The organism is Streptomyces sp. NPDC048018, assembly GCF_043202995.1.
Lineage (GTDB): Bacteria > Actinomycetota > Actinomycetes > Streptomycetales > Streptomycetaceae > Streptomyces.
Genome location: NZ_JBIDBK010000006.1, coordinates 358,000 through 379,979, shown reverse-complemented (window position 1 = coordinate 379,979; position 21,980 = coordinate 358,000). Strand labels below are relative to the sequence as shown.

The 21,980-nt window shown below is 73.6% G+C and carries 14 protein-coding genes and 1 pseudogene; 5 read left to right on the top strand and 10 right to left on the bottom strand.

All coding sequences use genetic code 11. The features are described from left to right. The first annotated feature begins 156 nt into the window (after positions 1 to 156). Positions 157 to 1,395 (top strand): PucR family transcriptional regulator, encoded by a 1,239-nt coding sequence (locus ACGF1Z_RS24865; RefSeq protein ID WP_393007499.1) that lies wholly within the window; start codon positions 157 to 159, stop codon positions 1,393 to 1,395. A 144-nt stretch (positions 1,396 to 1,539) separates the two neighbouring features. Beyond that, a complete protein-coding gene (locus ACGF1Z_RS24860) occupies positions 1,540 to 2,532 on the top strand; it encodes an NAD(P)-dependent alcohol dehydrogenase (protein WP_393007497.1) in 993 nt (330 codons plus the stop codon). Here the strand turns inward: ACGF1Z_RS24860 and ACGF1Z_RS24855 are convergent. From ACGF1Z_RS24855 to ACGF1Z_RS24825, 7 genes and pseudogenes are all read right to left on the bottom strand, one after another. Beyond that, positions 2,504 to 3,082, bottom strand: coding sequence for a TetR/AcrR family transcriptional regulator (locus ACGF1Z_RS24855; RefSeq protein ID WP_393007495.1), 579 nt, complete (start codon positions 3,080 to 3,082; stop codon positions 2,504 to 2,506). The genes ACGF1Z_RS24860 and ACGF1Z_RS24855 overlap by 29 nt on opposite strands. A 99-nt stretch (positions 3,083 to 3,181) precedes the next feature. Next, positions 3,182 to 4,771: a phosphoglycerate dehydrogenase gene (gene serA, locus ACGF1Z_RS24850; protein ID WP_393007493.1), complete on the bottom strand. Its 1,590-nt coding sequence runs from the start codon at positions 4,769 to 4,771 to the stop codon at positions 3,182 to 3,184. Positions 4,772 to 5,005: 234 nt separating this feature from the next. Further along, positions 5,006 to 6,007 (bottom strand): ketol-acid reductoisomerase, encoded by a 1,002-nt coding sequence (gene ilvC, locus ACGF1Z_RS24845; RefSeq protein WP_393007491.1) that lies wholly within the window; start codon positions 6,005 to 6,007, stop codon positions 5,006 to 5,008. Between the two features lie 125 nt (positions 6,008 to 6,132). Beyond that, positions 6,133 to 6,660 carry an acetolactate synthase small subunit gene (gene ilvN / locus ACGF1Z_RS24840; protein WP_015036373.1) on the bottom strand — a complete coding sequence of 176 codons (528 nt, stop codon included), beginning with the start codon at positions 6,658 to 6,660 and terminating at the stop codon, positions 6,133 to 6,135. Between the two features lie 29 nt (positions 6,661 to 6,689). Then, complete coding sequence (locus tag ACGF1Z_RS24835) at positions 6,690 to 8,537, bottom strand: acetolactate synthase large subunit (protein WP_393007488.1); 1,848 nt, start codon at positions 8,535 to 8,537, stop codon at positions 6,690 to 6,692. A 247-nt stretch (positions 8,538 to 8,784) separates the two neighbouring features. Beyond that, positions 8,785 to 11,650, bottom strand: a pseudogene (locus ACGF1Z_RS24830) (putative bifunctional diguanylate cyclase/phosphodiesterase). An 886-nt stretch (positions 11,651 to 12,536) separates the two neighbouring features. Continuing rightward, complete coding sequence (locus ACGF1Z_RS24825; RefSeq protein WP_393007486.1) at positions 12,537 to 13,499, bottom strand: 2-hydroxyacid dehydrogenase; 963 nt, start codon at positions 13,497 to 13,499, stop codon at positions 12,537 to 12,539. 75 nt (positions 13,500 to 13,574) lie between these two features. Between ACGF1Z_RS24825 and ACGF1Z_RS24820 the strand changes: the two genes are divergently transcribed. From ACGF1Z_RS24820 to ACGF1Z_RS24810, 3 genes are all read left to right on the top strand, one after another. Further along, a complete protein-coding gene (locus ACGF1Z_RS24820; RefSeq protein WP_393007484.1) occupies positions 13,575 to 14,576 on the top strand; it encodes an aldo/keto reductase in 1,002 nt (333 codons plus the stop codon). 87 nt (positions 14,577 to 14,663) lie between these two features. Further along, positions 14,664 to 15,803, top strand: coding sequence for a PQQ-dependent sugar dehydrogenase (locus tag ACGF1Z_RS24815; protein ID WP_393007482.1), 1,140 nt, complete (start codon positions 14,664 to 14,666; stop codon positions 15,801 to 15,803). Positions 15,804 to 15,817: 14 nt separating this feature from the next. Next, positions 15,818 to 16,147 (top strand): DUF6191 domain-containing protein, encoded by a 330-nt coding sequence (locus ACGF1Z_RS24810; protein WP_393007480.1) that lies wholly within the window; start codon positions 15,818 to 15,820, stop codon positions 16,145 to 16,147. Here ACGF1Z_RS24810 and ACGF1Z_RS24805 read toward each other — a convergent pair. The 3 genes from ACGF1Z_RS24805 to ACGF1Z_RS24795 all read right to left on the bottom strand — a co-directional run bounded on the left by ACGF1Z_RS24805 (position 16,144) and on the right by ACGF1Z_RS24795 (position 21,916). Beyond that, positions 16,144 to 19,194, bottom strand: coding sequence for an AAA family ATPase (locus ACGF1Z_RS24805; RefSeq protein ID WP_393007856.1), 3,051 nt, complete (start codon positions 19,192 to 19,194; stop codon positions 16,144 to 16,146). The two genes, ACGF1Z_RS24810 and ACGF1Z_RS24805, sit on opposite strands and share 4 nt — an antisense overlap. Positions 19,195 to 19,272: 78 nt before the next feature. Then, positions 19,273 to 19,446: a hypothetical protein gene (locus tag ACGF1Z_RS24800; protein WP_393007478.1), complete on the bottom strand. Its 174-nt coding sequence runs from the start codon at positions 19,444 to 19,446 to the stop codon at positions 19,273 to 19,275. 214 nt (positions 19,447 to 19,660) lie between these two features. Next, on the bottom strand, positions 19,661 to 21,916 hold the full coding sequence (locus ACGF1Z_RS24795; RefSeq protein ID WP_393007476.1) for an MMPL family transporter: 2,256 nt from the start codon (positions 21,914 to 21,916) through the stop codon (positions 19,661 to 19,663). Positions 21,917 to 21,980: the final 64 nt, after the last annotated feature.

Here is a 21,980-nt window from a genome sequence, read left to right as displayed (position 1 = left end):
CCCGAAGGTACGTGACCGAACGGGAACAGCACGAAGAACCACCGTGAAACCTAAGGATCGCTCCGATCGTGCGCCATCTACAGCTGTCACGCATCCGTGGCCCCGCTCTCAGACATCTGTCTGAAGGGAGCGCCGTGCGGTGCGAGAATGGGCGCCGTGAAGGGCGATTACCAGGACCTGGTGGACGAGATCTCGGCGCTGCTCGGCGCCCCGGCGACCCTGGAGAACCGCGACTTCGGCCTGATCGCCTTCGGCGCCCACGACAGCGACGACGACAGTGCCATGGACCCGGTCCGCACCCGGTCGATCCTCACCAGGAAGTCCACCCCGGCCGTCCGCGCCTGGTTCGAGGGCTTCGGGATCACCCGGGCCACCGGCCCGGTCCGCATCCCGGCCGCCCCGGACGCGGGCGTGAACCGGGGCCGGATCTGCCTGCCCGTACGCCATCGGGGTGTCGTCCTCGGCTACGTGTGGCTGCTCGACGCCGATCCCGGCCCGTCGCACGCTCAGCTGACCGCCGCCATGGAGGTGGCCGCCCGGATCGGCGACCTGCTCGCCGACGAGGAACGCGCCGGCGCCGACCTCTCCCGCGAGCTGCGCGCCACCCTGACGGCGGAACGCGGCTGGCAGTACGACATGGCCCTGGCCGCCCTCCGCTCCGCCCTCGGCCCGGACGCCGACGGCCTCCACGCCCTGGTCTGCCTCGCGCCCTGGCCGGACGAGGACTCCCCGTCCCCGCGCACGGTGCCGGGCGCGGCGGCCCTGTGCACGGTGCCGTGGAGCCGGCCCGGGGCCGCGGTCACGGGAGTGCCGGGAGCGGGTGCGTCCGGGGCCGGCGGGGCGGGCGCGGGGAGGACCGGGCCGGGTGCCGGGCCCGGCGAGGGCGGTGCGCCGCGGGCGCTGGCCGCGCTCGTGCGGCTGCGGTCGGCCGACAACCTCTCCCCCGCCGGCGGCGCGGCCGGCCGGCTGCGCGGTACGGCGGGACCCGCGACGGTGGCCGGGATCGCGGCGCCGCGCCGTGGCCTCGCCGATCTGGACGTGGCCTGGCACGAGGCCGTCTCGGCGGCCCGCGCCGCGACCGCCCAGCCGCACCTCGGCCCGCTCGCCGAGTGGGCGGCCCTCGGCCCGTACCGCATGCTCACCGCCCTGCCGCCGGCCGGACCCGACCCGGTGGTCCGCACCCTGCTGGCCCCGGCGCACGCCGAACTGGCCCGCACGGCCGAGGTGTTCCTGGACCACGCGGGCCAGGCCGGCCGCACGGCGACGGCCCTCGGCATCCACCGCCAGACCCTGTACTACCGCCTCTCCCGCGTCGAGCAGCTCACCGGCCTTGACCTGGACGCGGGCGAGGACCGCCTGCTGCTGCACATGGCCCTCAAGGCGGCGAAGCTGTGACCGCCCCGGACGCCCGTCCGGGGACGCCACCGTCCTGCCCCTGAGGGAGCTCTCGGGGATTTCCCCGGGTCTCCCCCGATGTCCCACGACCCGTCAGAAGGCCTACCGTCGAGGAGGAGTCGGGGCGTCGGAGGGAGCGGTGTGATGAAGGCATGGGTGCAGGACCGGTACGGATCGGCGGACGTGCTGGAGTTCCGGGAGGTCGACGTGCCGGTGCCCCGGGACCACGAGGTGCTCGTGCGGGTGCACGCGGCCTCGGTCAACGCGCGGGACTGGCACCTGATGCGGGGCGACCCCTACGTGGCGCGGGCGGCGCTGGGGCTGCGGCGGCCCAGGGAGCGGACCAGGGGGACGGACTTCGCCGGCGTCGTGACGGCGGTGGGCGGGGGCGTGAGCCGCTTCCGGCCCGGCGACGAGGTGTTCGGGGAGGGCGCCGGCGCCTTCGCCGAGTACGTGTGCGCCGCGCAGGACGCCGTGGAGCGAAGACCCGCCGGACTCGGCTACGAGCAGGCGGCGGCGATCCCGCTGGCCGGCAACACCGCGCTGATGGGACTGCGCGACCTGGGCCGGCTGCGGGAGCGCGACCGGGTGCTGGTCAACGGGGCGTCCGGGGGCGTGGGCACGTTCGCCGTGCAGATCGCGAAGGCGTGGGGCGCCGAGGTCACCGGGGTGTGCAGCACGCGGAACGCGGAGCTGGTGCGCGGACTCGGCGCGGACCGCGTCCTCGACTACACGCGGGAGGACTTCACGAAGGGACCGGAGCGCTACGACCTGCTCCTCGACCTCGTGGGCAACCGTTCGCTGGCCGAGTACCGGCGGGTGCTCGCCCCGGAGGGGAGGCTCGTCCTGTCCGGCGGGGGCGTCTTCGAGGGCGGCAGCCTGATCGGGCCCATGGGGCTGATCGTCCGGGGGCAGCTGGCGTCGCTGTTCACCCGCGGGCGGATCCGGGTGCTCACGGCGGAGCCGCGCCGGGAGAACCTGGCGACGCTGCGGGAGCTCGCCGAGACGGGCGCGATGGCCCCGGTGGTCGAGCGGACCTATCCGCTGGCCGAGGCGGACCGGGCCCTGCGGTACGTCGAGGGGGAGCACCCGCGCGCGAAGGTGGTGCTCAGCTCTCCTCCCCCATCAGCACCTTGAGCCCGGCCGTGAGGTCGTCCGCCGTGGGCGCGGTCTCCGGGTCGACCATCCACTGGATCATCACCCCCGCCGCGAGGGCCTGGCAGAGCAGCCCGGCCACCCGGGCCTTCTCGGGCTCCTTCTCCGGGTCGATGCCGAGGAAGCCCTGGGCCATGCCGAGGCGCCCCTCGCGCTGGGGCTCCTTGATGGCCTCGCGCAGCTTCTCGTCGTCGTCGATGCGGGTGACGACCTCCGTCTGGAGCTTCCACACCGGGCCGGCGGCCTCGGCCCCGGCGATGACCTGCTCCCAGACGGCACGGAACCGCTCGTACGGGTCGGCCGGCAGGCTCCGGTCGCCCTCGTCGTCCGCGGCGAAGGCGGCCTCGCCCCACTCCTCGGTGAGGGCGAGGAAGGCCTGCTGGAGCAGGGCGTCCTTGGAACCGTAGTGATAGCCGATGGAGGCCAGGTTGGTGCCGGAGGCGGCGACCACGTCACGGGCGGTCGTGCGGGCGTAGCCCTTCTCCAGGAGGCAGCGCTTGGCGCCTTCGAGCAGATCTTCCTTGTGTCCCATGGACAGCACTGTACCCGCCCCCTAGACGCTTGTCTAAGACGTGTGTCTAGGGGGCGGGTACGGGAGCGGGCGGGCGGCCGGGACGGGCCCGGCCGCCGGTCAGACCAGGTTGACCGAGCGCGCCGAGGTCGCGCCGATCTCCTCCGCGATCTCGGAGAGCACGTTCGCCGGGACCGTGTCGTCGACGGTGAGCACGACGAGCGCCTCGCCGCCCTCCTCCGTACGGGAGACCTGCATGCCCGCGATGTTCAGACCGGCCTCGCCGAGGATCCGGCCGACCGTGCCGACGACGCCGGGGCGGTCCTCGTAGCGCAGCACGCACATGTGGTCGGCCAGGGCCAGGTCCACGTCATACTCGCCGACCGCGACGATCTTCTGCAGGTGCTTCGGGCCCGCCAGCGTGCCGGAGACCGAGACCTCCTGGCCGCTCGAGAGCGTGCCGCGCACGGTGACCATGTTGCGGTGGTCGGGCGACTCGGAGCTCGTGGTCAGGCGCACCTCGACACCACGCTCCTGCGCGAACAGCGGGGCGTTGACGTAGGACACGGTCTCGTCGACCACGTCCTCGAACACGCCCTTGAGCGCGGAGAGTTCGAGCACCTTGACGTCGTGCTGGGTGATCTCGCCGTACACCTCGACGTCGAGCCGGGCCGCGACCTCGCCGGCCAGCGCGGTGAAGATCCGGCCGAGCTTCTCGGCCAGCGGGAGACCGGGCTTCACGTCCTCGGCGATGACACCGCCCTGGACGTTGACCGCGTCCGGGACCAGCTCGCCGGCGAGCGCCAGGCGCACCGAACGGGCCACCGCGATGCCGGCCTTCTCCTGCGCCTCGTCCGTGGAGGCGCCCAGGTGCGGGGTGCAGACGACCTCGTCGAGCTCGAACAGCGGGGAGTCCGTGCAGGGCTCCTTCGCGTACACGTCGAGACCCGCGCCGGCGACCCGGCCCTCCTTCAGCGCCGAGTACAGCGCCGCCTCGTCCACGATCCCGCCGCGCGCGGCGTTGACGATCCGGACCGAGGGCTTGACCTTGTGCAGCGCCTCGTCACCGATGAGACCGAGGGTCTCCGGGGTCTTGGGCAGGTGGACGGTGATGAAGTCGGCGACCTCCAGGAGCTCGTCCAGGGCCAGCAGCTTCACCCCCATCTGGGCGGCGCGGGCGGGCTGCACGTAGGGGTCGTAGGCGACGATCTTCATGCCGAAGGCCGACATGCGCTGGGCGACCAGGACGCCGATGCGGCCGAGGCCGACGACGCCGAGGGTCTTCTCGCTGAGCTCGACGCCCGTGTACTTCGAGCGCTTCCACTCGCCGTTCTTCAGCGCGGTGTTGGCCTGCGGGATGTTGCGCGCGGTGGCGACGAGCAGACCGCACGCGAGCTCGGCGGCGGTGACGATGTTGGAGGTCGGGGCGTTCACGACCATCACGCCGGCCTTGGTGGCGGCGGAGACGTCCACGTTGTCGAGGCCGACACCGGCACGGGCGACGACGCGCAGCTTCCGGGCGGCGGCGATGGCCTCCGCGTCGACCTTGGTCGCGGAGCGGATCAGGATGGCGTCGACATCGGCGATCGCGGGGAGCAGCTCGGCGCGGTCGGCGCCGTTGCAGTGCCGGATCTCGAAGTCCGGTCCCAGCGCGTCGACGGTGGCGGGCGACAGCTCTTCAGCGATGAGTACGACAGGTTTCGAGCTCACGTGAGTCCTCACAAAGGCAGTGCGGACGGCCGTCCCGACGGCCGCAGCGGTGGAGGGGGCTTGCCGCGTGGAAGCGCACGACGCTGTGGGCCAGACGCGATGTTGTTGAGCAGTGTAGTGGTGCGTCGGCGCCGCTCGTGCGCCTCGTTGGAAGGATCACCCGTCCGTGGTTGGACGGGGTGTCCAAGGAAGTGACGCGGGGCCGGACGGCATGTCCGGCCCCGCGTCGAAGGCTTACGCCTCCTCGTCGTTCACCCAGCTCATGAGCTTCCGCAGCTCCTTGCCGGTGGTCTCCAGGAGGTGCTGCTCGTCCTGGGTCTTGTACTCGTTGTACTTCTTCAGACCGCCGTGGTACTCGTCCATCCAGTTCTTGGCGAAGGTGCCGTCCTGGATGTCGGTGAGGACCTTCTTCATCTCGGCCTTGGTGGCGTCCGTGATGATGCGCGGGCCGGTGATGTAGTCGCCCCACTCGGCCGTCTCGGAGACGGACCAGCGCATCTTCTCCAGGCCGCCCTCGTACATGAGGTCCACGATCAGCTTCAGCTCGTGGAGGCACTCGAAGTAGGCGATCTCCGGCTGGTAACCGGCCTCGACCAGGGTCTCGAAGCCGGCCTTGACCAGGGCGCTGGCGCCACCGCACAGCACGGCCTGCTCGCCGAAGAGGTCGGTCTCGGTCTCCTCGGTGAAGGTCGTCTTGATGACGCCGGCGCGGGTGCCGCCGATGGCCTTGGCGTAGGACAGGGCCAGGGCGAAGGCGTTGCCCGTCGCGTCCTGCTCGACGGCGGCGATCGCGGGGACGCCGCGACCCTCCTCGTACTGACGGCGGACCAGGTGGCCCGGGCCCTTCGGGGCGACCAGGGCGACGTCGACGCCGGCCGGGGGCTTGATGAAGCCGAAGCGCACGTTGAAGCCGTGGGCGAAGAACAGCGCGTCGCCGTCCTTCAGGTTCGGAGCGATCGACGCCTCGTAGACCTCGGCCTGGATCGGGTCCGGGATGAGGATCATGATGACGTCGGCCTCGGCGGCGGCCTCGGCCGGGGTCACCACGCGCAGGCCCTGCTCCTCGGCCTTGGCCTTGGACTTGGAGCCCTCGTGCAGACCGACGCGGACGTCGACACCCGAGTCACGGAGCGACAGCGCGTGGGCGTGGCCCTGGCTGCCGTAACCGATCACCGCGACCTTGCGGCCCTGGATGATGGACAGGTCGGCATCGTCGTCGTAGAACAGCTCGGCCACTGGGAATCTCCTTGAGGTGCTGGTGTTGCTCCCACCGTACGGCGGGGTGCGGGAGGAAGGTTTTCGGGTCTCGCCAGGCGGACCGCCGGGTGGACCGGCGACCGGCCCGTCCCGGCGCGCCGGTGTCAGGCGCTGCGGTCGAGGGCCCGCAGGGACCGGTCCGTGATGGAACGGGATCCGCGCCCTATGGCGATCGTGCCGGACTGGACGAGTTCCTTGATGCCGAACTGCTCCAGCATCTTCAGCATCGCCTCGAGCTTGTCACTCGAACCGGTGGCTTCGATGGTGACCGCCTCGGGCGAGACGTCCACGGTCTTGGCGCGGAACAGCTGGACGATCTCGACGATCTGGGAGCGGGTCTCGTTGTCGGCGCGGACCTTCACCAGGACGAGCTCGCGCTGGATCGCGGCGCTGGGCTCGAGTTCGACGATCTTCAGGACGTTGACCAGCTTGTTGAGCTGCTTGGTCACCTGCTCCAGCGGCAGGTCCTCGACATTGACCACGATGGTGATGCGGGAGATGTCGGGGTGCTCGGTGACACCGACGGCGAGCGAGTCGATGTTGAAGCCGCGGCGGGAGAACAGGGCGGCGATCCGGGCGAGGATGCCGGGCGTGTTCTCGACCAGGACGGAGAGCGTGTGCTTGGTGGACATGGTGTGGGTCTCTTCCTTCGCTCTGCGCTTCAGTCGTCTTCGCCGTCGCCGAAGTCGGGGCGGACGCCCCGAGCGGCCATGACCTCGTCGTTGGAGGTACCGGCGGCGACCATCGGCCAGACCTGGGCGTCCTCGTGGACGATGAAGTCGATCACGACCGGGCGGTCGTTGATCGCGTTGGCCTCCTCGATGACCTTGTCGAGGTCGGCCGGGTCCTCACAGCGCAGGGCGACACAGCCCATGGCCTCGGACAGCTTGACGAAGTCCGGGATGCGGGTGCCCCGCGCGTCCGGGTTGACGTCCTGCGGGCCGGAGTGCAGCACCGTGTTGGAGTAGCGCTGGTTGTAGAACAGGGTCTGCCACTGACGGACCATGCCGAGGGCGCCGTTGTTGATGATGGCGACCTTGATCGGGATGTTGTTCAGGGCGCAGGTGACCAACTCCTGGTTGGTCATCTGGAAACAGCCGTCGCCGTCGATCGCCCAGACCGTGCGGTCCGGCTCGCCGGCCTTGGCGCCCATCGCGGCGGGGACCGCGTAGCCCATCGTTCCGGCGCCGCCGGAGTTGAGCCAGGTGCGCGGCTTCTCGTAGTTCACGAAGTGGGCCGCCCACATCTGGTGCTGGCCGACGCCGGCGGCGAAGATCGTGCCGTCGGGCGCGAGCCTGCCGATGCGCTCGATGACCTGCTGGGGCGAGAGGCTGCCGTCCTCCGGCAGGTCGTAGCCGAGGGGGTAGGTCTCGCGCCAGCGGTTGAGGTCGCTCCACCAGGCGGTGTAGTCGCCCTTGTTGCCCTCGCTGTGCTCGGCCTGGACGGCCTGGACCAGGTCGGCGATGACCTCGCGGGCGTCACCGACGATCGGGACGTCGGCGGCGCGGTTCTTGCCGATCTCGGCCGGGTCGATGTCGGCGTGGACGATCTTGGCGAAGGGGGCGAAGCTGTCCAGCTTGCCGGTGACGCGGTCGTCGAAACGGGCGCCGAGGGCGACGATCAGGTCGGCCTTCTGCAGCGCGGTGACGGCGGTGACCGCACCGTGCATGCCCGGCATTCCCACGTGCAGCGGGTGGCTGTCGGGGAACGCGCCCAGGGCCATCAGGGTGGTGGTGACCGGGGCGCCGGTGAGCTCCGCGAGGACCTTCAGCTCGGTGGTGGCACCGGCCTTCAGGACGCCGCCGCCGACGTACAGGACCGGGCGCTTGGCGGCCGTGATCAGCTTGGCCGCCTCGCGGATCTGCTTGGCGTGCGGCTTGGTGACCGGGCGGTAGCCGGGCAGGTCGGTCTGCGGCGGCCAGCTGAAGGTGGTCTTCGCCTGGAGGGCGTCCTTGGCGATGTCGACCAGCACCGGGCCGGGACGGCCGGTGGCGGCGATGTGGAAGGCCTCGGCGATCGTCCGCGGGATGTCCTCGGCCTTGGTGACCAGGAAGTTGTGCTTGGTGATCGGCATCGTGATGCCGCAGATGTCCGCCTCCTGGAAGGCGTCCGTACCGATCGCCTTGGAGGCGACCTGGCCGGTGATCGCGACCAGCGGGACGGAGTCCATGTGCGCGTCGGCGATCGGCGTGACCAGGTTGGTGGCACCGGGGCCCGAGGTCGCCATGCAGACGCCGACCTTGCCCGTGGCCTGGGCGTAGCCGGTGGCGGCGTGGCCCGCGCCCTGCTCGTGGCGGACCAGGATGTGGCGCACGCGCTTCGAGTCCATCATCGGGTCGTACGCCGGGAGGATCGCGCCGCCGGGGATGCCGAAGACGGTGTCGGCACCCACTTCCTCGAGAGAGCGGATGAGGGACTGCGCACCCGTGACGTGCTCGACGGTGGTGGCGGACGGTGCGCCGCTGCGGGTGCGCGGCTGCGGATGGTGCCCGGTGGCCTGCTCGGTCATCAGCGTTCTCTTCTCGAAGCAGAGGGTTTGTGCGAGGTGGTGTGCGGGGCGTTCTGCGGGGGTTTGGTACGACTTCAGGGTGAGCCGGTGCAACAAAAAACCCCTCGTGCCGGGAGGCAAGCGAGGGGAGCGCGTCGGGTGCGTTTACAGGCGGGCCTTCTCTGGGCCTGCCTCAGCCGACGCGCTTTCCAAGTACGAGAATTCGGGTGCGCATGGCACTGACCCTCTCCCCGACGCGCCGTCACTGTCAAGTGGGTGGGACGGGCGTCTCACTATGTGAGCGCAACGGGGGACGGTTTCCGGCACTCACCGGGACCGGCCCGGGCAGCGGGTACTCGTCCCGGACGAGGGCGCGACGCAGCCGGTACTCGTCGAGCGGACCGGCGAAGGCCAGGCCCTGACCATGGGTGCAGCCCATGGCACGCAGGGCGAGCACCTGCTCGGGCATGTCCACCCCGTCGGCGACGGACTGCATCCCCAGGTCGCCCGCGATGCGGAGCAGACCGCTGGTGATCTTGCGCAGTCTGGCCGATTCCACGATGCCCTCGACGAGGCCGCGGTCCAGTTTCAGTATGTCGACCGGGAGGCGCCGCAGGGCGTTGATGGCGGCGTGTCCGCTGCCGAATCCGTCGAGGGAGATCTTGACGCCGAGGCGTCGCAGGGCGGCCAGCCGCTGCTCCAGCTCGTCGAAGGTGATCCGGGGGTCCCGGGGGTCGCTGTCGGCGAGCTCGACGATCAGGGATCCCGACGGCAGCCCGTGCCGGGTGAGCAGGGACTCGACGGAGCCGAGCGGCAGCGAGCGGTCGAGCAGGCGGCGCGCGGACAGCCGGACGGTCACCGGGGTGCGATGCCCGATCCCGGCTCGCTCGGCGGCCTGTTCGACCGCCTCTTCGAGCAGCCAGCGGCCGAGTTCGGCGGTGCGCTCGCTGTCGGGGGAGACCCGCAGGAACTCGGCGGGGGTGAAGAGGATGCCCTGGGCGGAGCGCCAGCGGGCCTGCGCGGCCACGGCGGCGATCCGGCCGGTGGCGAGGTCCACCACGGGCTGGTGCAGCAGGGCGAACTCGCCGTCGTGCAGGGCGCTGCGCAGCCGCGCGGCGATCTCGGAGCGGCGGACCACCTCGGCCTGCATCTGCGGGGCGTACAGCTCGACACGGTCCTTGCCGCCCGCCTTGGCCCGGTACATCGCGAGGTCGGCGTTGCGCAGCAGCTCGCCGGCGACGAGTCCGGGCTCGGCGAAGGCCACGCCGATGGAGGCGGCGACCCGCACCTCGGTGCCGCTTTCCAGGCGGTACGGCTGGGAGAGCCGCAGCCGCAGCCGGTCGGCGATCTCGTGCACGCGGCACTCGCGGTCGGCCCGGTCCCGGGTGCCGTCGCCGAGGATGAGGGCGGCGAACTCGTCGCCGCCGAGCCGGGCGGCGGTGTCCCCGGCCCGTACGGAGTCCTGGAGCCGGCGGGCGGCCTGGATCAGCAGCTCGTCGCCGGCCTGGTGTCCGAGGCGGTCGTTGACGCCCTTGAAGCCGTCCAGGTCGATGAAGAGCACGGCGGTGCCGGCGTCGGAGGCACGGCGGCCGCTCAGCGCGCCCCGGACGCGCTCGGTGAACAGCGCCCGGTTGGGCAGGTCGGTGAGCGGATCGTGCTCCGCGTTGTGCCGCAACTGGGCCTGGAGGCGGACGCGTTCGGTGACGTCGCGGCTGTTGAAGATCAGGCCGCCCTGGTGGCGGTTGACCGTGGACTCGACGTTGAGCCAGTCGCCGCGGCCGGACCGGAAGCGGCACTCGATCCGGGTGGTGGGCTCCTCGGCGGGCGGCGCGGCGAGGAAGCGGCGCACCTCGTGGACGACGCCGCCCAGGTCCTCGGGGTGGATGAGGGAGGCCAGCTCGGAACCGATCAGTTCCTCCGCCTCGCGCCCGTACACACCGGAGGCGGCGGGGCTCACGTAGCGGAGTATGCCGGTGGGTGCGGCGATCATGATGACGTCGCTGGAGCCCTGCACCAGGGACCGGAAGTGGTTCTCCTTCTGGGCGAGTTCGTGGGTGAGGGCGATGTTGTCGAGCAGCATGATGCCCTGCCGGACGACCAGGGCGAGCACGACCGCGCAGCCGGTGAGGACGACGACGCGGTCCACTCTGCGTCCCTCGACGACGTTGTACAGGATGCCGAGCGTGCAGACCGCCGCCGCGAGGTAGGGCGTGAGCGCGGCCAGCGAGCCGGCGAGGGGGCGGCTGTGCGGATGCCGGACGCGGGCGGGGGGCGGCACCTCGGCCCCACGCCGCACGCCGCACGCCCCAGGGCGCGTAGGCGAGCAGCAGGGAACCGGCGAACCAGCCCGCGTCCAGGAGCTGCCCCGAGGCGTAGTGCTCGCGCAGCAGCGGCGAGGTGAACAGGGCGTCGCACAGCACGGTGAGCGCGAGGGCCGCGATGGCCGTGTTGATGGCCGAGCGGTTGACGTGGGAGCGCCGGAAGTGCAGCGCGAGCACCATGCTGACGAGGACGATGTCGAGCAGCGGGTACGCGAGGGAGAGCGCGGCCCGGGCCACGCTCTCGCCCGGGACGTACGCGGTGTGCGCGAGGGCGAGGCTCCAGGAGAGCGTGAGCAGGGAGCCGCCGATGAGCCAGGCGTCGAGTCCGAGGCAGACCCAGCCGGCCCGGGTCACGGGCCGTTTGGCGAGGACGAGCAGGCCGACGATGGCGGGCGGGGCGAAGAGCAGGAAGCAGACGTCGGCGACGGAGGGGCTGGGCACCTCCGCGCGCAGCACCACCTCGTACCAGCCCCAGACGGCGTTCCCGGCGGCTGCCATGAAGGAGGAGAAGGCGAACAGGAGCCACGCGGGGCGGAAGCTGCGATGGTGGCCGCGGGCGTAGAGCAGGCAGGAGACGGCGGCGGCCAGCGCGGCGGCGCTCAGCCCGAAGTCGCCCATGAAGACGGAGAGCCGCGGGGACCCCCAGCCGAGCGCGGCGCCGGTGGCGTACCCCCCGCAGACGAGTCCGAGCCCGAGCTGGGCGAGCACGCCGCCGACGGGCGCCGGGCGCTCGCGCTCGGAACCGGCCCCGGGCGGAGCCGCGGCCTCGCCGGCGGCGGCCGGGCGGGCCCCGGCGAGCGTCCCGGCCGTCACCGCCTCCTCCGGCGCCTCGCCGGGGTGCTCCTGCGCGGGCGGCGGGCGGAAGGCGTCCCGCAGGCGGTCCGAGCCCGCCGCCTCGTGCCCGCCGCAGCCGCCGGAGGGCTCGTCGTGGCCGGAGCAGCGGGCGGCGGCGCGGGGGGCACGGCCCGAGACCCGCGCACGCCCGCCGGCCGGGGCTCTCGCGTCGCCCTCGGCGGAGGCGCCGTCGGCCGCGGCGACGGCGGAGGCGATGGCGGGGGCGTCGGCCGCGGGGACGGCAGGGGCGTCGGCCGCGGCGACGACCGGAACGCCCACCGTGCCGTTCCGGGGGCCGTCCGGGATGTCGCCCGGGGCGTCCCCGGGCGTCGCGTCCGGGCCGTCGCCCGGGAGGTCACCCCGGCCGGCGCCCGGCGCTCCACCCGGGCGGTCGGCGGCACGGGGCCGCACCGCCGCGGCTCGTACCGTGCCGTCGTCCTCGCCGGGGCCGGCGCCACTGCGGGGCGGGGGCACGGCGACATGGCACCCGGAGCCGCCCGGGAGCTGATCGGCGCCGGTCGTCCCCGGCCCGGCCGCGCGGGCGGGCCGGTCCGGGACCGCCTGGTCCGGCAGCGCCGCCATGGGGCGCGAGGGGATGGCAGGCGGCGGTGCCGCCGCGTCGGATCGTCGGTCACTCGGCCGTGCGTCACCCGTCGCCCCCCTCGGAATCTGATGTCCCGTCACTTCGCTCCCCAGCGTCTGCCCGTTCTCGACGCAGTCCCCCGCCACGGGACCATACACCAGGACCGTCACTCAGGGACAGGGCCGCAGTACTCTGCGTGACGGGCTGGGGGCTCGTGACCGGCGCACTCATGGGGCGCGCACGACCCGGGCGCCGGATCGGGCGGCGGGCCCGGGCTGCCGCTCAGGTGGTCAGGACGACGTTCGCCAGCCGCTCCCCCGCCGCGAACCGGGTCAGCTGGGCCGCGAGCAGGCGCTTCGCGCGCGGCATGAACGCCGACGTGGAGCCGCCCACGTGGGGGCTCACCAGGACACCGGGAGCGTGCCACAGGGGGTGTCCGGCGGGCAGCGGTTCCGGGTCGGTGACATCGAGTGCCGCCGTGATCCGGCCGGTCTCCACCTCCTTCAGGAGCGCGGCCGTGTCCACCACGGGACCGCGCGCCACGTTGACGAGGAGGGCGCCGTCCTTCATCCGGGCCAGGAAACCGGCGTCCGCCAGGTGCCGGCTCTCGGGGGTGAGCGGCGTGGACAGCACGACCACGTCGGCCCGGGGCAGCAGGGCGGGCAGTTCGGTCAACGGGTGGACGGGACCGCGCTCGGTGGCACGCGCGGAGCGCGCGACGCGCACGACCCGCGCGCATTCGAAGGGAACGAGCCGGTCCTCGATGGCGGCGCCGATCGACCCGTACCCGACGATCAGGACGGACTTGTCGGCGAGCGCCGGATAGAAGCCGGCCCGCCACTCCTCCGCGTCCTGGCCGCGGACGAAACCGGGGATGCCGCGCAGCGAGGCGAGGATCAGCGCGAGCGTCAGCTCGGCGGTGCTGGCCTCGTGCACGCCCTTGGCGTTGCACAGGCGCACGCCGGGGCGCAGCGCGTCGATCCCGGGGGTGACGTGGTCGATGCCGGCGGAGAGCGTCTGCACGGCCCGCAGCGAGCTCATCCCGGCCAGCGGGCGCACCGCGACCTGCTCGCCCTTCATGTACGGCACCACGTAGAAGGCGCAGTGCGCCGGATCGGCCGGGAAGTCCGGCCCGCCGTCCCAGAAGCGGTAGTTCAGGCCCGACGCACCCGGCGCGGGGAGTCCGTCGATCTCGTCGGCCGGAATCGGAAGCCACACGTCAGCGGCGGTGTCATCGAGTGTCATGTGCGCGAGGCTATGCGAAGAATCGCGCGCGCCATTGGTTACTTTGGGGGGCGGCACAGGGAGGGGTACCGGCAGGTGGAGCGCAGGACGATCGGGGCGGCGGCGCTCGGTGTGGGTGCGGTGGGCCTCGGATGCATGCCGATGAACTGGGCGTACAGCGCCTCCCAGCGGCGCGGGGACCGCTCGGTGCGGACGGTGCACGCGGCGCTGGACGTCGGGGCGAACCTGCTCGACACGGCCGACATGTACGGCCCCTTCACCAACGAGCTGCTGCTGGGGCGGGTGTTGAAGGAGCGCCGGGCGGACGCCTTCGTGTCGACGAAGGTGGGACTGCTCGTGGGCGACCAGCACATCGTGGCCAACGGGCGGCCCGGGTACGTTCGCAGGGCCTGTGACGCCTCGCTGCGCCGGCTGCAGACGGACGTGATCGATCTGTACCAGCTGCACCGGGCCGACCCCGAGGTGCCGGTGGAGGAGACCTGGGGCGCCATGGCCGAGCTGGTGAAGGCCGGCAAGGTGCGGGCGCTCGGGCTGTGCGCCGTGGGCGCGCGGTCGGCCCGGCGGGGCGCGCCGGGCGGCGGTTACGAGGGAACGATCCGGCAGCTGGACCGGATCCAGCAGGTCTTCCCGGTGAGCGCGGTCGAGGCCGAACTGTCGGTGTGGGCGCCGGAGGCGCTGGTACGGCTGCTGCCCTGGTGCGCGGCGCGCGGGGTGGGCTTCCTGGCCGCCATGCCGCTGGGCTGCGGCTATCTGACCGGGACGCTGACGACGGGCGGCGGTTTCGAGGCGGACGACCCACGGGCCCGGCATCCCCGGTTCACGGCCGAGATGATGGCGGCCAACCAGCCGCTGGTGGCGGGGCTGCGCCGGGTCGCGGCCCGGCACGGCGAGGGGGTCACGCCGGCGCAGGTGGCGCTCGCGTGGGTGCTCGGCCGGGGCTCGCACGTGATCCCGGTCCCGGGGGCCAAGCGGGAGCGGTGGGCCGTGGAGAACGCGCGGGCGGCGGAGCTGGTGCTCGACGCGGCGGACCTGGCGGAGATCGCGGCGCTGCCGGCGCCGCGGGGGTCCTGGGACTGAGCGCATGATCCGGCGTGGGGCCGGGAACCCGATCGGCGCGAGCGGTGTATCAAGAGGGAGGGATCGCCGCCGGAAGGGATCGGGATCATGGGTCGAGGCCGAGTCGTGGGGCAGGGCGCGGCGGGTGCCGTCGCGGTGCTGCTGCTGATCGCCGGGTGCTCGTCGCCGTCGGACGGGGACGAGGGGCGCCCGGGCACCCCGTCGTCGGCTCCGTCCGCTCCGTCCGGCTCCTCGGCGGCGCCGTCCGCCGCCGCGGGCGGGGTGCGGGTGACGGGGACGCTGACCGAGGGACTGAGATCGCCCTGGGGCCTGGCCGAGCTGCCCGGCGGCGACCTGCTCGTCTCCTCGCGCGACGACCGGACGATCACCCGGGTCGACGTGCGGACCGGGCGCCGGACCACGCTCGGCGAGGTGCCCGGGGTGGTGCCGGGCGGCGAGGGCGGGTTGCTGGGCCTGGCGGTGCGGGACGGCCGGGTGTACGCGTATCTGACCTCGGCCTCGGACAACCGGATCGTGCGCATGCGGTACGGGGGCGGGGCGGGCGACCGGCTCGGGGCGCCGGAGCCGGTCCTGACGGGCCTTCCCAAGGGTCTGGTCCACAACGGCGGGCGGATCGCCTTCGGGCCGGACGGGATGCTGTACGCGGGGACCGGCGAGACGGGCCGGACCGGGCTCGCCCAGGACAGGGGCTCGCTGGGCGGGAAGATCCTGCGGATGACGCCGGAGGGCCGCCCGGCGCCGGGCAATCCCTTCCCGGGCTCGGTGGTGTACTCGTACGGGCACCGCAACGTGCAGGGACTGGCCTGGGACGCGGACGGGCGGCTGTGGGCGTCGGAGTTCGGGCAGAACACCTGGGACGAGCTGAATCTGATCGAGCCCGGCCGCGACTACGGCTGGCCGGTCGTCGAGGGACGGGCCGGCCGGGCGGGGTTCACGGACCCGGTGGCGCAGTGGCCGACCGGCCAGGCCTCGCCGAGCGGGATCGCCTACGCGCACGGCGCGATCTGGATGGCCGGGCTGCGCGGCGAGCGCCTGTGGCGCATCCCTCTCTCCGGCGCGGAACGTTCCGGGGAGCCCCGGGCGTTCCTCGAGGATGAGTACGGGCGGCTGCGTACGGTCCTGGCGACCGGGGGCGGCGCGCGTCTCTGGCTGGTGACCAGCGAGACCGACACCCGGGGCACGCCCGGGCCCGGTGACGACCGGATCCTCCGCCTGGAGGTCCGGTAGGAAGCGAGACCGCAGTGTTCAACCTGATGGAAGAGCTGTTCGCACCGGGCCGGAAGCACTCCGAGGACGAGCGGCAGCGGCTGGCCCTGACCAGGGAGGACCTGGGCGACGGCGCCCCGCACAAGGGTCCGATAGACCTGGCCTCGGGCAAGGTCGTGGTCCGGATACCCGGCGCCGCGCCCGCGCCCGACGTCACGCCGGAGCCCGCGCCCGGCGCCACGCCGGAGCCCGGCCCCGGAGCCGGCACCGCTCACGTGCCCCTTCCCGGCGCCGCCCCCGCCGCCGGTTCCGCGGCCGGGACGGCGGAGGCGACCGGACGGCACCAGGACCGGGTTCAGGACTAGGACTGGGGCTGCGGCTCCAGGAGGCGCAGGCGGTGGGCCAGGGCGGCGGCCTCGCCGCGCCCGGAGACGCCCAGTTTGGCGAGGATGTTCGAGACGTGGACGCTCGCCGTCTTCGGTGAGATGAACAGCTCCTCGGCGATCTGGCGGTTGGTGCGGCCCTCGGAGACCAGCCGGAGCACGTCCTGCTCGCGCGGGGTGAGACCGAAGGCGTCGGAGGCCTCGTCGGCCGGTTCCGAAGCCGCCGGGGCGGACCGGTCGGCGGTGAGCGGGCCGAGGCGGGCGCGGGCCGCGAGGAGCTCCACGTCCTCGCGCAGCGGCTGGGCGCGCAGGCCCGCGACGGTGGCCTGGGCGGCGCGGAGCAGCTCGGCGGCCTCCTCGCGACGGCCGCCCTCCGCGAGGAGGGCGTCGGCGAGCCGGTGCCGCGCCCTCGCCAGCTCGTAGGGACGCTCCAGCGCGCCGAAGGCCTCGACGATCTCGGCCCTGCGTGCGGCGCTGTCCCGGCCCTCCGCGCGGGCCAGCTCGGCCGACACCTGCAGGGAGTGGGCGCGCCAGACGGGCGCCGGGGTGGCCAGGCTCCGGACGCAGCGGCGGATCACGTCGAGGGCGGCGGCGCGGCCCTCGGCGGCGGCCGGGAGCCCCCGGGCGTCCGCCTCCGCGGTGGCGGCGGCGAGGACGAGCGGCCAGCCGTAGCGGTGGGTGCCGGGCTGGAAGCCGGCCTCGGCCACGGTGGCGAGTTCGGCCCGCACGTCGGCGAGGCGGCCTTCGGCGGCGGCCACGACGACCGTCACGTGGGCCGTCGGCAGGGTGTACTGGGGGATCGGGTCGCGGCTGCCGTAGCGCCTGGCGGCCTCGGTGAGGCGGGCGGCGGCGACGGCCGGTTCGCCGCGGGCGGCGGCGAGCTGGGCGAGCAGCAGCAGCGCGGTGCCGCCTGGTTTGGTGCCCGCGGCCCCGGTGCGCAGGAGGTGTTCGCACTCCTCCTGGACCCGGTCCCAGGCGCCGAGGGAGTGGAGCGACTCGGCGAGGTTGGCGCGGACCCAGCCCGCGCTGTCGACCAGGCCGCGGGCCCGGCACATCTCGATGCCCGCGGCGGCGATCTCCACGGCCTCCCGGGAGCGGCCGAGCCCTTCCAGACAGGAGGAGATGTTCACGTGGGCGCGGGACGCCTCGTGGAACTGGCCGAGAGCCATGGTCCGTTCGCGGACCTCGTGCATCGCGGCGAGCCCGGGCTCGATGTCGCCGGCGGCCACCATGATGGTGCCGAGGGTCAGCCGGGCGGTGAGCTCGGTCGCCTCGGCCCTGACCAGACGGGCGTACTCGACGGCCCGTTCGGCGGCGGCGAGCGCCTCGGGGCCGGGGCTGCGGAGCATGCCCCAGCCGGCGGCGATGGCGAGGACCACGGCGTGCACGGCGGACGGCGGCAGTCCCCGGACGAGTTCCTGGGCGCGGGCGATCTCGTCCCAGCCGTCGCCGCGGCCCAGGTGGGACTGGATGCGGGCCCGTTCGACGTAGAACCAGGCGGCGCGCAGCGGGTCGCTCTCCTCGTCGGTGCCGAGCAGCCGCAGCGCGGTGCGCCCGATCGTGAGGGCGCGTTCGCGTTCGCCGCTGAGCCGGGCGGCGACGGCGGCCTCGGCGAGCAGGTCGAGAAAGCGCAGCGGGGTGGTCTCGGGGTCGCAGCCGCAGGCCGGGTAGGCCTCGGCGTAGTCCATGGGGCGCAGTGCGCCGCGGACCTCGTCGGGCACCTCGTCCCACAGCTCCATGGCGCGTTCCAGGAGCCGCAGCTGTTCGGCGTAGGCGTAGCGCTTGCGGGTCTCGACGGAGGCGCGGAGGACGGCGGGCAGGGCCCGGGCGGGGTCGTGGGCGTGGTACCAGTACGTGGCGAGCCGGTTGGCGCGCTCGGCGGCTCGGACCAGGCCGGGGGCGCTCTCCAGGGCCTCGGCGTAGCGGCGGTTGAGCCGGGAGCGCTCGCCGGGCAGCAGGTCGTCGCTGACGGCCTCGCGGACCAGGGAGTGGCGGAAGCGGTAGCCGTCGCCGTCGGGGGCGGCGAGCAGGATGTTCGCGCCGACGGCGGCGCGCAGCGCGTCGAGGAGCGCGTCCTCGGAGAGCCCGGCGACGGCGGCGAGCAGGTCGAACTCGACGGTGGAGCCGCCTTCGGCGACGATCCGGACGACCCGCTGGGTCTCCTCGGGCAGGGCCTCCACGCGGACCAGCAGGAGGTCGCGGAGGGAGGCGCTGAGGGAGCCGGCGTGACAGCCGGACTCGTGCGAGGCGACGAGTTCCTCGACGAAGAAGGCGTTGCCGTCGGAGCGTGCGTAGACCTCGTCGAGGAGGCCCGGGTCGGGTTCGGCGGCGAGGATGCCGGTGAGCTGGCGGTGCACCTCGGCGCGGGTGAAGCGGGCGAGTTCGACGCGGCGGACGGAGCGCAGCCGGTCGAGTTCGGCGAGCAGGGGGCGCAGCGGGTGCCGGCGGTGGATGTCGTCGGCGCGGTAGGTCGCGACGACCACGATCCGGCCGCGGTGGAGGGTGCGGAAGAGGTAGGCGAGCAGGTGCCGGGTGGAGGCGTCGGCCCAGTGCAGGTCCTCCAGGACGAGGACGACGGTGCGTTCGGCGGCGACGCGTTCCAGGAGCCGTACGGTCAGCTCGAAGAGGCGGGCGGTGGCGTCCTCGGCGGCGGGGTCGTGACCGGTGGGGTCGCCGAGTTCGGGCAGCAGCCTGCCGAGCTCGCCCTCGTGCCCTTCGGCCGCGGCGGCGAGTTCCTCGGGGAGGCGGCGGTGCAGGGCGCGCAGGGCCGTGGAGAAGGGGGCGAAGGGCAGCCCGTCGGCGCCGATCTCGACGCAGCCGCCGAGTGCGACGACGGCGCCCCGGGAGCAGGCCTCGTCGAGGAACTCCTCGACGAGGCGGGTCTTCCCGACGCCGGCCTCGCCGCCGACGAGGAGGGCCTGGGGCTCTCCCGCGGTCGCGCGGGAGAGCGCCTCCGTGAGGGCGGTGAGTTCGCCGGCGCGGCCGACGAAGACGGGGCTGACTGACCTGGTCTCCACGGCGCCGAGCATCGCACAGGCGTCCGCCGGCGCGCTCCTACGGGGGATGCCCGGCAGCGCCCCGTTCCCGCGGGACGTGCTCATCCGGGGTCACGCGGCCCGGGTGAAGTCGTTCCGGTGGGCGCTCACCCGCCCCTCCGGATCCTGGCCCCTGGCCGACCGGCGGGCCCTGGCCGCGCGGACGGCCTCGCGGGCGAGGCGGGCGGCGGCGGCCTGGCGGACCAGCTCGGCGTGCTCGATGCGGTGCAGCTCGTACTGGAACATCGTGTTCTCCCTGGGGGTTCCGGTTTCGGTATCGCTCCTTGCGATGCCTCTACCTTCGTCTCCCAGGGGGTGCGGGCACATGGGGAGAGTGCCGCATGTTCGGCGTACGGGGGGCCTTAGGCGTCCCGGGGGGCTCCTTAGGGAGGGCCGCGGCCGCCTCAGGAGGCCGCGGGGGCGCGCCGCCGCGGCCGGCGCCGGGTGGGCCGTACGGCCGTCACCGTGCTCCCTCGGGCTCCCCCGCCTCGTCCACGGTCACCCGCTGTACGGGGATCTTCGCGCGGGCGTCGGCGACGTGGGCGTCGGCGGCGCGGGCGTCGGCGGCGACCCGGCACTCGGGCGGTTCGATGCTGATCCGCGGCAGCCGCCGGTCGAGCCAGCGCGGGAGCCACCAGTTCGCGCCGCCCAGCATGTGCATGAGGGCGGGGACGAGGAGGGTGCGCAGCACGAAGGCGTCCAGGGCGACGGCGGCGGCGAGTCCGATGCCGAACATCGCGACGCGTCGGTCGCCGGACAGGACGAAGGCGAGGAAGACGGAGATCATGATGACCGCGGCCGAGTTGATCACCCGGCTGGTCTCGGCGAGGCCGACGCGGACGGCACGCCGGTTGTCGCCGGTCTCCAGCCATTCCTCGTACATCCGGCTGACCAGGAAGACCTGGTAGTCCATGGAGAGCCCGAAGAGCACCGAGACCATGATCACGGGCAGGAAGGGTTCGATGGGTCCGGCGCTGCCGAGGCCGAGCAGCTCGCTCCCCCAGCCCCACTGGAAGACCGCGACGACGACTCCGAAGGCGCTCGCGACGGCGGCGATGTTCATGAGCGCGGCCTTGAGCGGGATGCCGATGGAGCGGAACGCGAGCAGCAGCAGGACGCAGCCCAGCGCGATCACGACCCCCACGAAGAGCGGCAGCTTGCCGACGATGATCTCGGCGAAGTCGTCGTAGGAGGCGGTGACGCCGCCGACGTGGACCTGGAGCGAGGTGCCGTCCTCGGCCGCCGGCAGGACGTCGTCGCGGAGCCGGTCGACGAGCCGGCTGGTGGCCTCGGACTGGGGCGAGGACTCGGGGACGACGGTGAGGACGGCGGTGTCGGCGCCGTGGTTGTACGTGACCGGGGAGACGGACGCGACGCCCTGGGTGTGCGCCAGCCGGGCCGGCAGGGCGTCGAGGGCGACCCGGTCGTCGGCGCCGTCGAGCTGGGCGACGAGGGTGAGCGGCCCGTTGGTGCCCGGGCCGAAGCCCTCGGCGATCATGTCGTAGGCCTTGCGCGTGGTGGCGGTGGCCGGGTTGTTGCCCTGGTCGGAGCTGCCGAGGTGGAGCGAGAAGGTGGGCAGCGCCAGGACCGCCATGACGACGGCGGCGACGGCGCCGAGGAGCTTGGGGTGGCGCTCGACGAAGCGGGACCAGCGGGCGGAGAAGGTGGTGGGCAGCTCGGGCTCGGGGCCGTGCTCGGTGAGCCGGCGGCGTTCCTTGCGGCTGAGGGCGCGCATGCCGATGAAGGACAGCAGCGCGGGGAGCAGGGTGACGGAGGCCGCGACGGTGAGGACGACGGTCAGACAGGCGGCGATGGCGACGCCGTTGAGGAAGCTGAGCCGCAGGATCAGCATGCCGAGCAGGGCGATGCAGACGGTGGCGCCGGCGAAGACGACGGCCCGGCCCGTGGTGGCGACCGCGATCCGCGCGGCCTCGGCCACGGGCAGGCCCCGTTTGAGGCCCTTGCGGTGCCGGGTCACGATGAACAGCGCGTAGTCGATGCCGACGCCGAGGCCGACCAGCATGCCGAGCATGGGGGCGAAGTCGGCGACGGTCATGACGTGCCCGAGCAGGGCGATGCCGGAGTACGCGATGCCCACGCTGACCAGGGCGGTCGCGATGGGGAGCACGGAGGCGGCGAGGGAGCCGAACGCGAGGAAGAGGACGAGGGCGGCGACGGCCACGCCGACGATCTCGGCGATGTGGGCGCTGGGGGCCTCGGTGGAGCCGACGGCCTCGCCGCCGAGCTCGACCTGGACGCCCGGGGTGGCGGCGGCCCTGGCGGTGTCGACGAGGGCCTCGGCCTGGGCCTCCGGGATGTCGGAGGCCTTGGCGTCGAAGACGACGGACGCGTAGGCGGTGTGCCCGTCCTCGCTGATCTGCCCCGGTACGGATCCGTACGGGGAGGCGACGCCGGCGACGCCCGGAAGCCGCTCGACCTTCTTGAGCATCGCGGACATGCGCTGCTCGACGTCGGGAGCCGTGACGCTGCCGCGGTCGGTGTGCCAGACGATGGTGTCGGTGTCGCCGCCGGCGCCGTGGAAGCCCTTGTCGAGGAGGGCGACGGCGCGGCCCGACTCGGTGCCGGGCACGTCGTAGTCGTTCGAGTACGCGTTCCCCGCGACGGCCGCCCCGGTGACGGCTCCGCCGAGCGCGAGGAGCCAGAGCAGGACGGTGGCGAGGCGGTGCTTGATGCACCATCGTGCGATGGCTGCCAAAGGACGTGCTCCTCGGATGGTCGGTGCTCCGCCGCCCACTGTTGCAGCCAAACGTGATCCTTTG

Excerpts from the sequence above, each read along its gene's own strand:
- ACGF1Z_RS24860 (WP_393007497.1), top strand. The coding sequence starts at position 1,540 with ATGAAGGCATGGGTGCAGGACCGGTACGGATCGGCGGACGTGCTGGAG.
- ilvN (WP_015036373.1), bottom strand. The coding sequence starts at position 6,660 with ATGTCCACCAAGCACACGCTCTCCGTCCTGGTCGAGAACACGCCCGGC.
- ACGF1Z_RS24825 (WP_393007486.1), bottom strand. The coding sequence starts at position 13,499 with ATGACACTCGATGACACCGCCGCTGACGTGTGGCTTCCGATTCCGGCC.
- ACGF1Z_RS24855 (WP_393007495.1), bottom strand. The coding sequence starts at position 3,082 with ATGGGACACAAGGAAGATCTGCTCGAAGGCGCCAAGCGCTGCCTCCTG.
- ACGF1Z_RS24835 (WP_393007488.1), bottom strand. The coding sequence starts at position 8,537 with ATGACCGAGCAGGCCACCGGGCACCATCCGCAGCCGCGCACCCGCAGC.
- ACGF1Z_RS24805 (WP_393007856.1), bottom strand. The coding sequence starts at position 19,194 with ATGCTCGGCGCCGTGGAGACCAGGTCAGTCAGCCCCGTCTTCGTCGGC.
- ACGF1Z_RS24815 (WP_393007482.1), top strand. The coding sequence starts at position 14,664 with ATGGGTCGAGGCCGAGTCGTGGGGCAGGGCGCGGCGGGTGCCGTCGCG.
- ACGF1Z_RS24800 (WP_393007478.1), bottom strand. The coding sequence starts at position 19,446 with ATGTTCCAGTACGAGCTGCACCGCATCGAGCACGCCGAGCTGGTCCGC.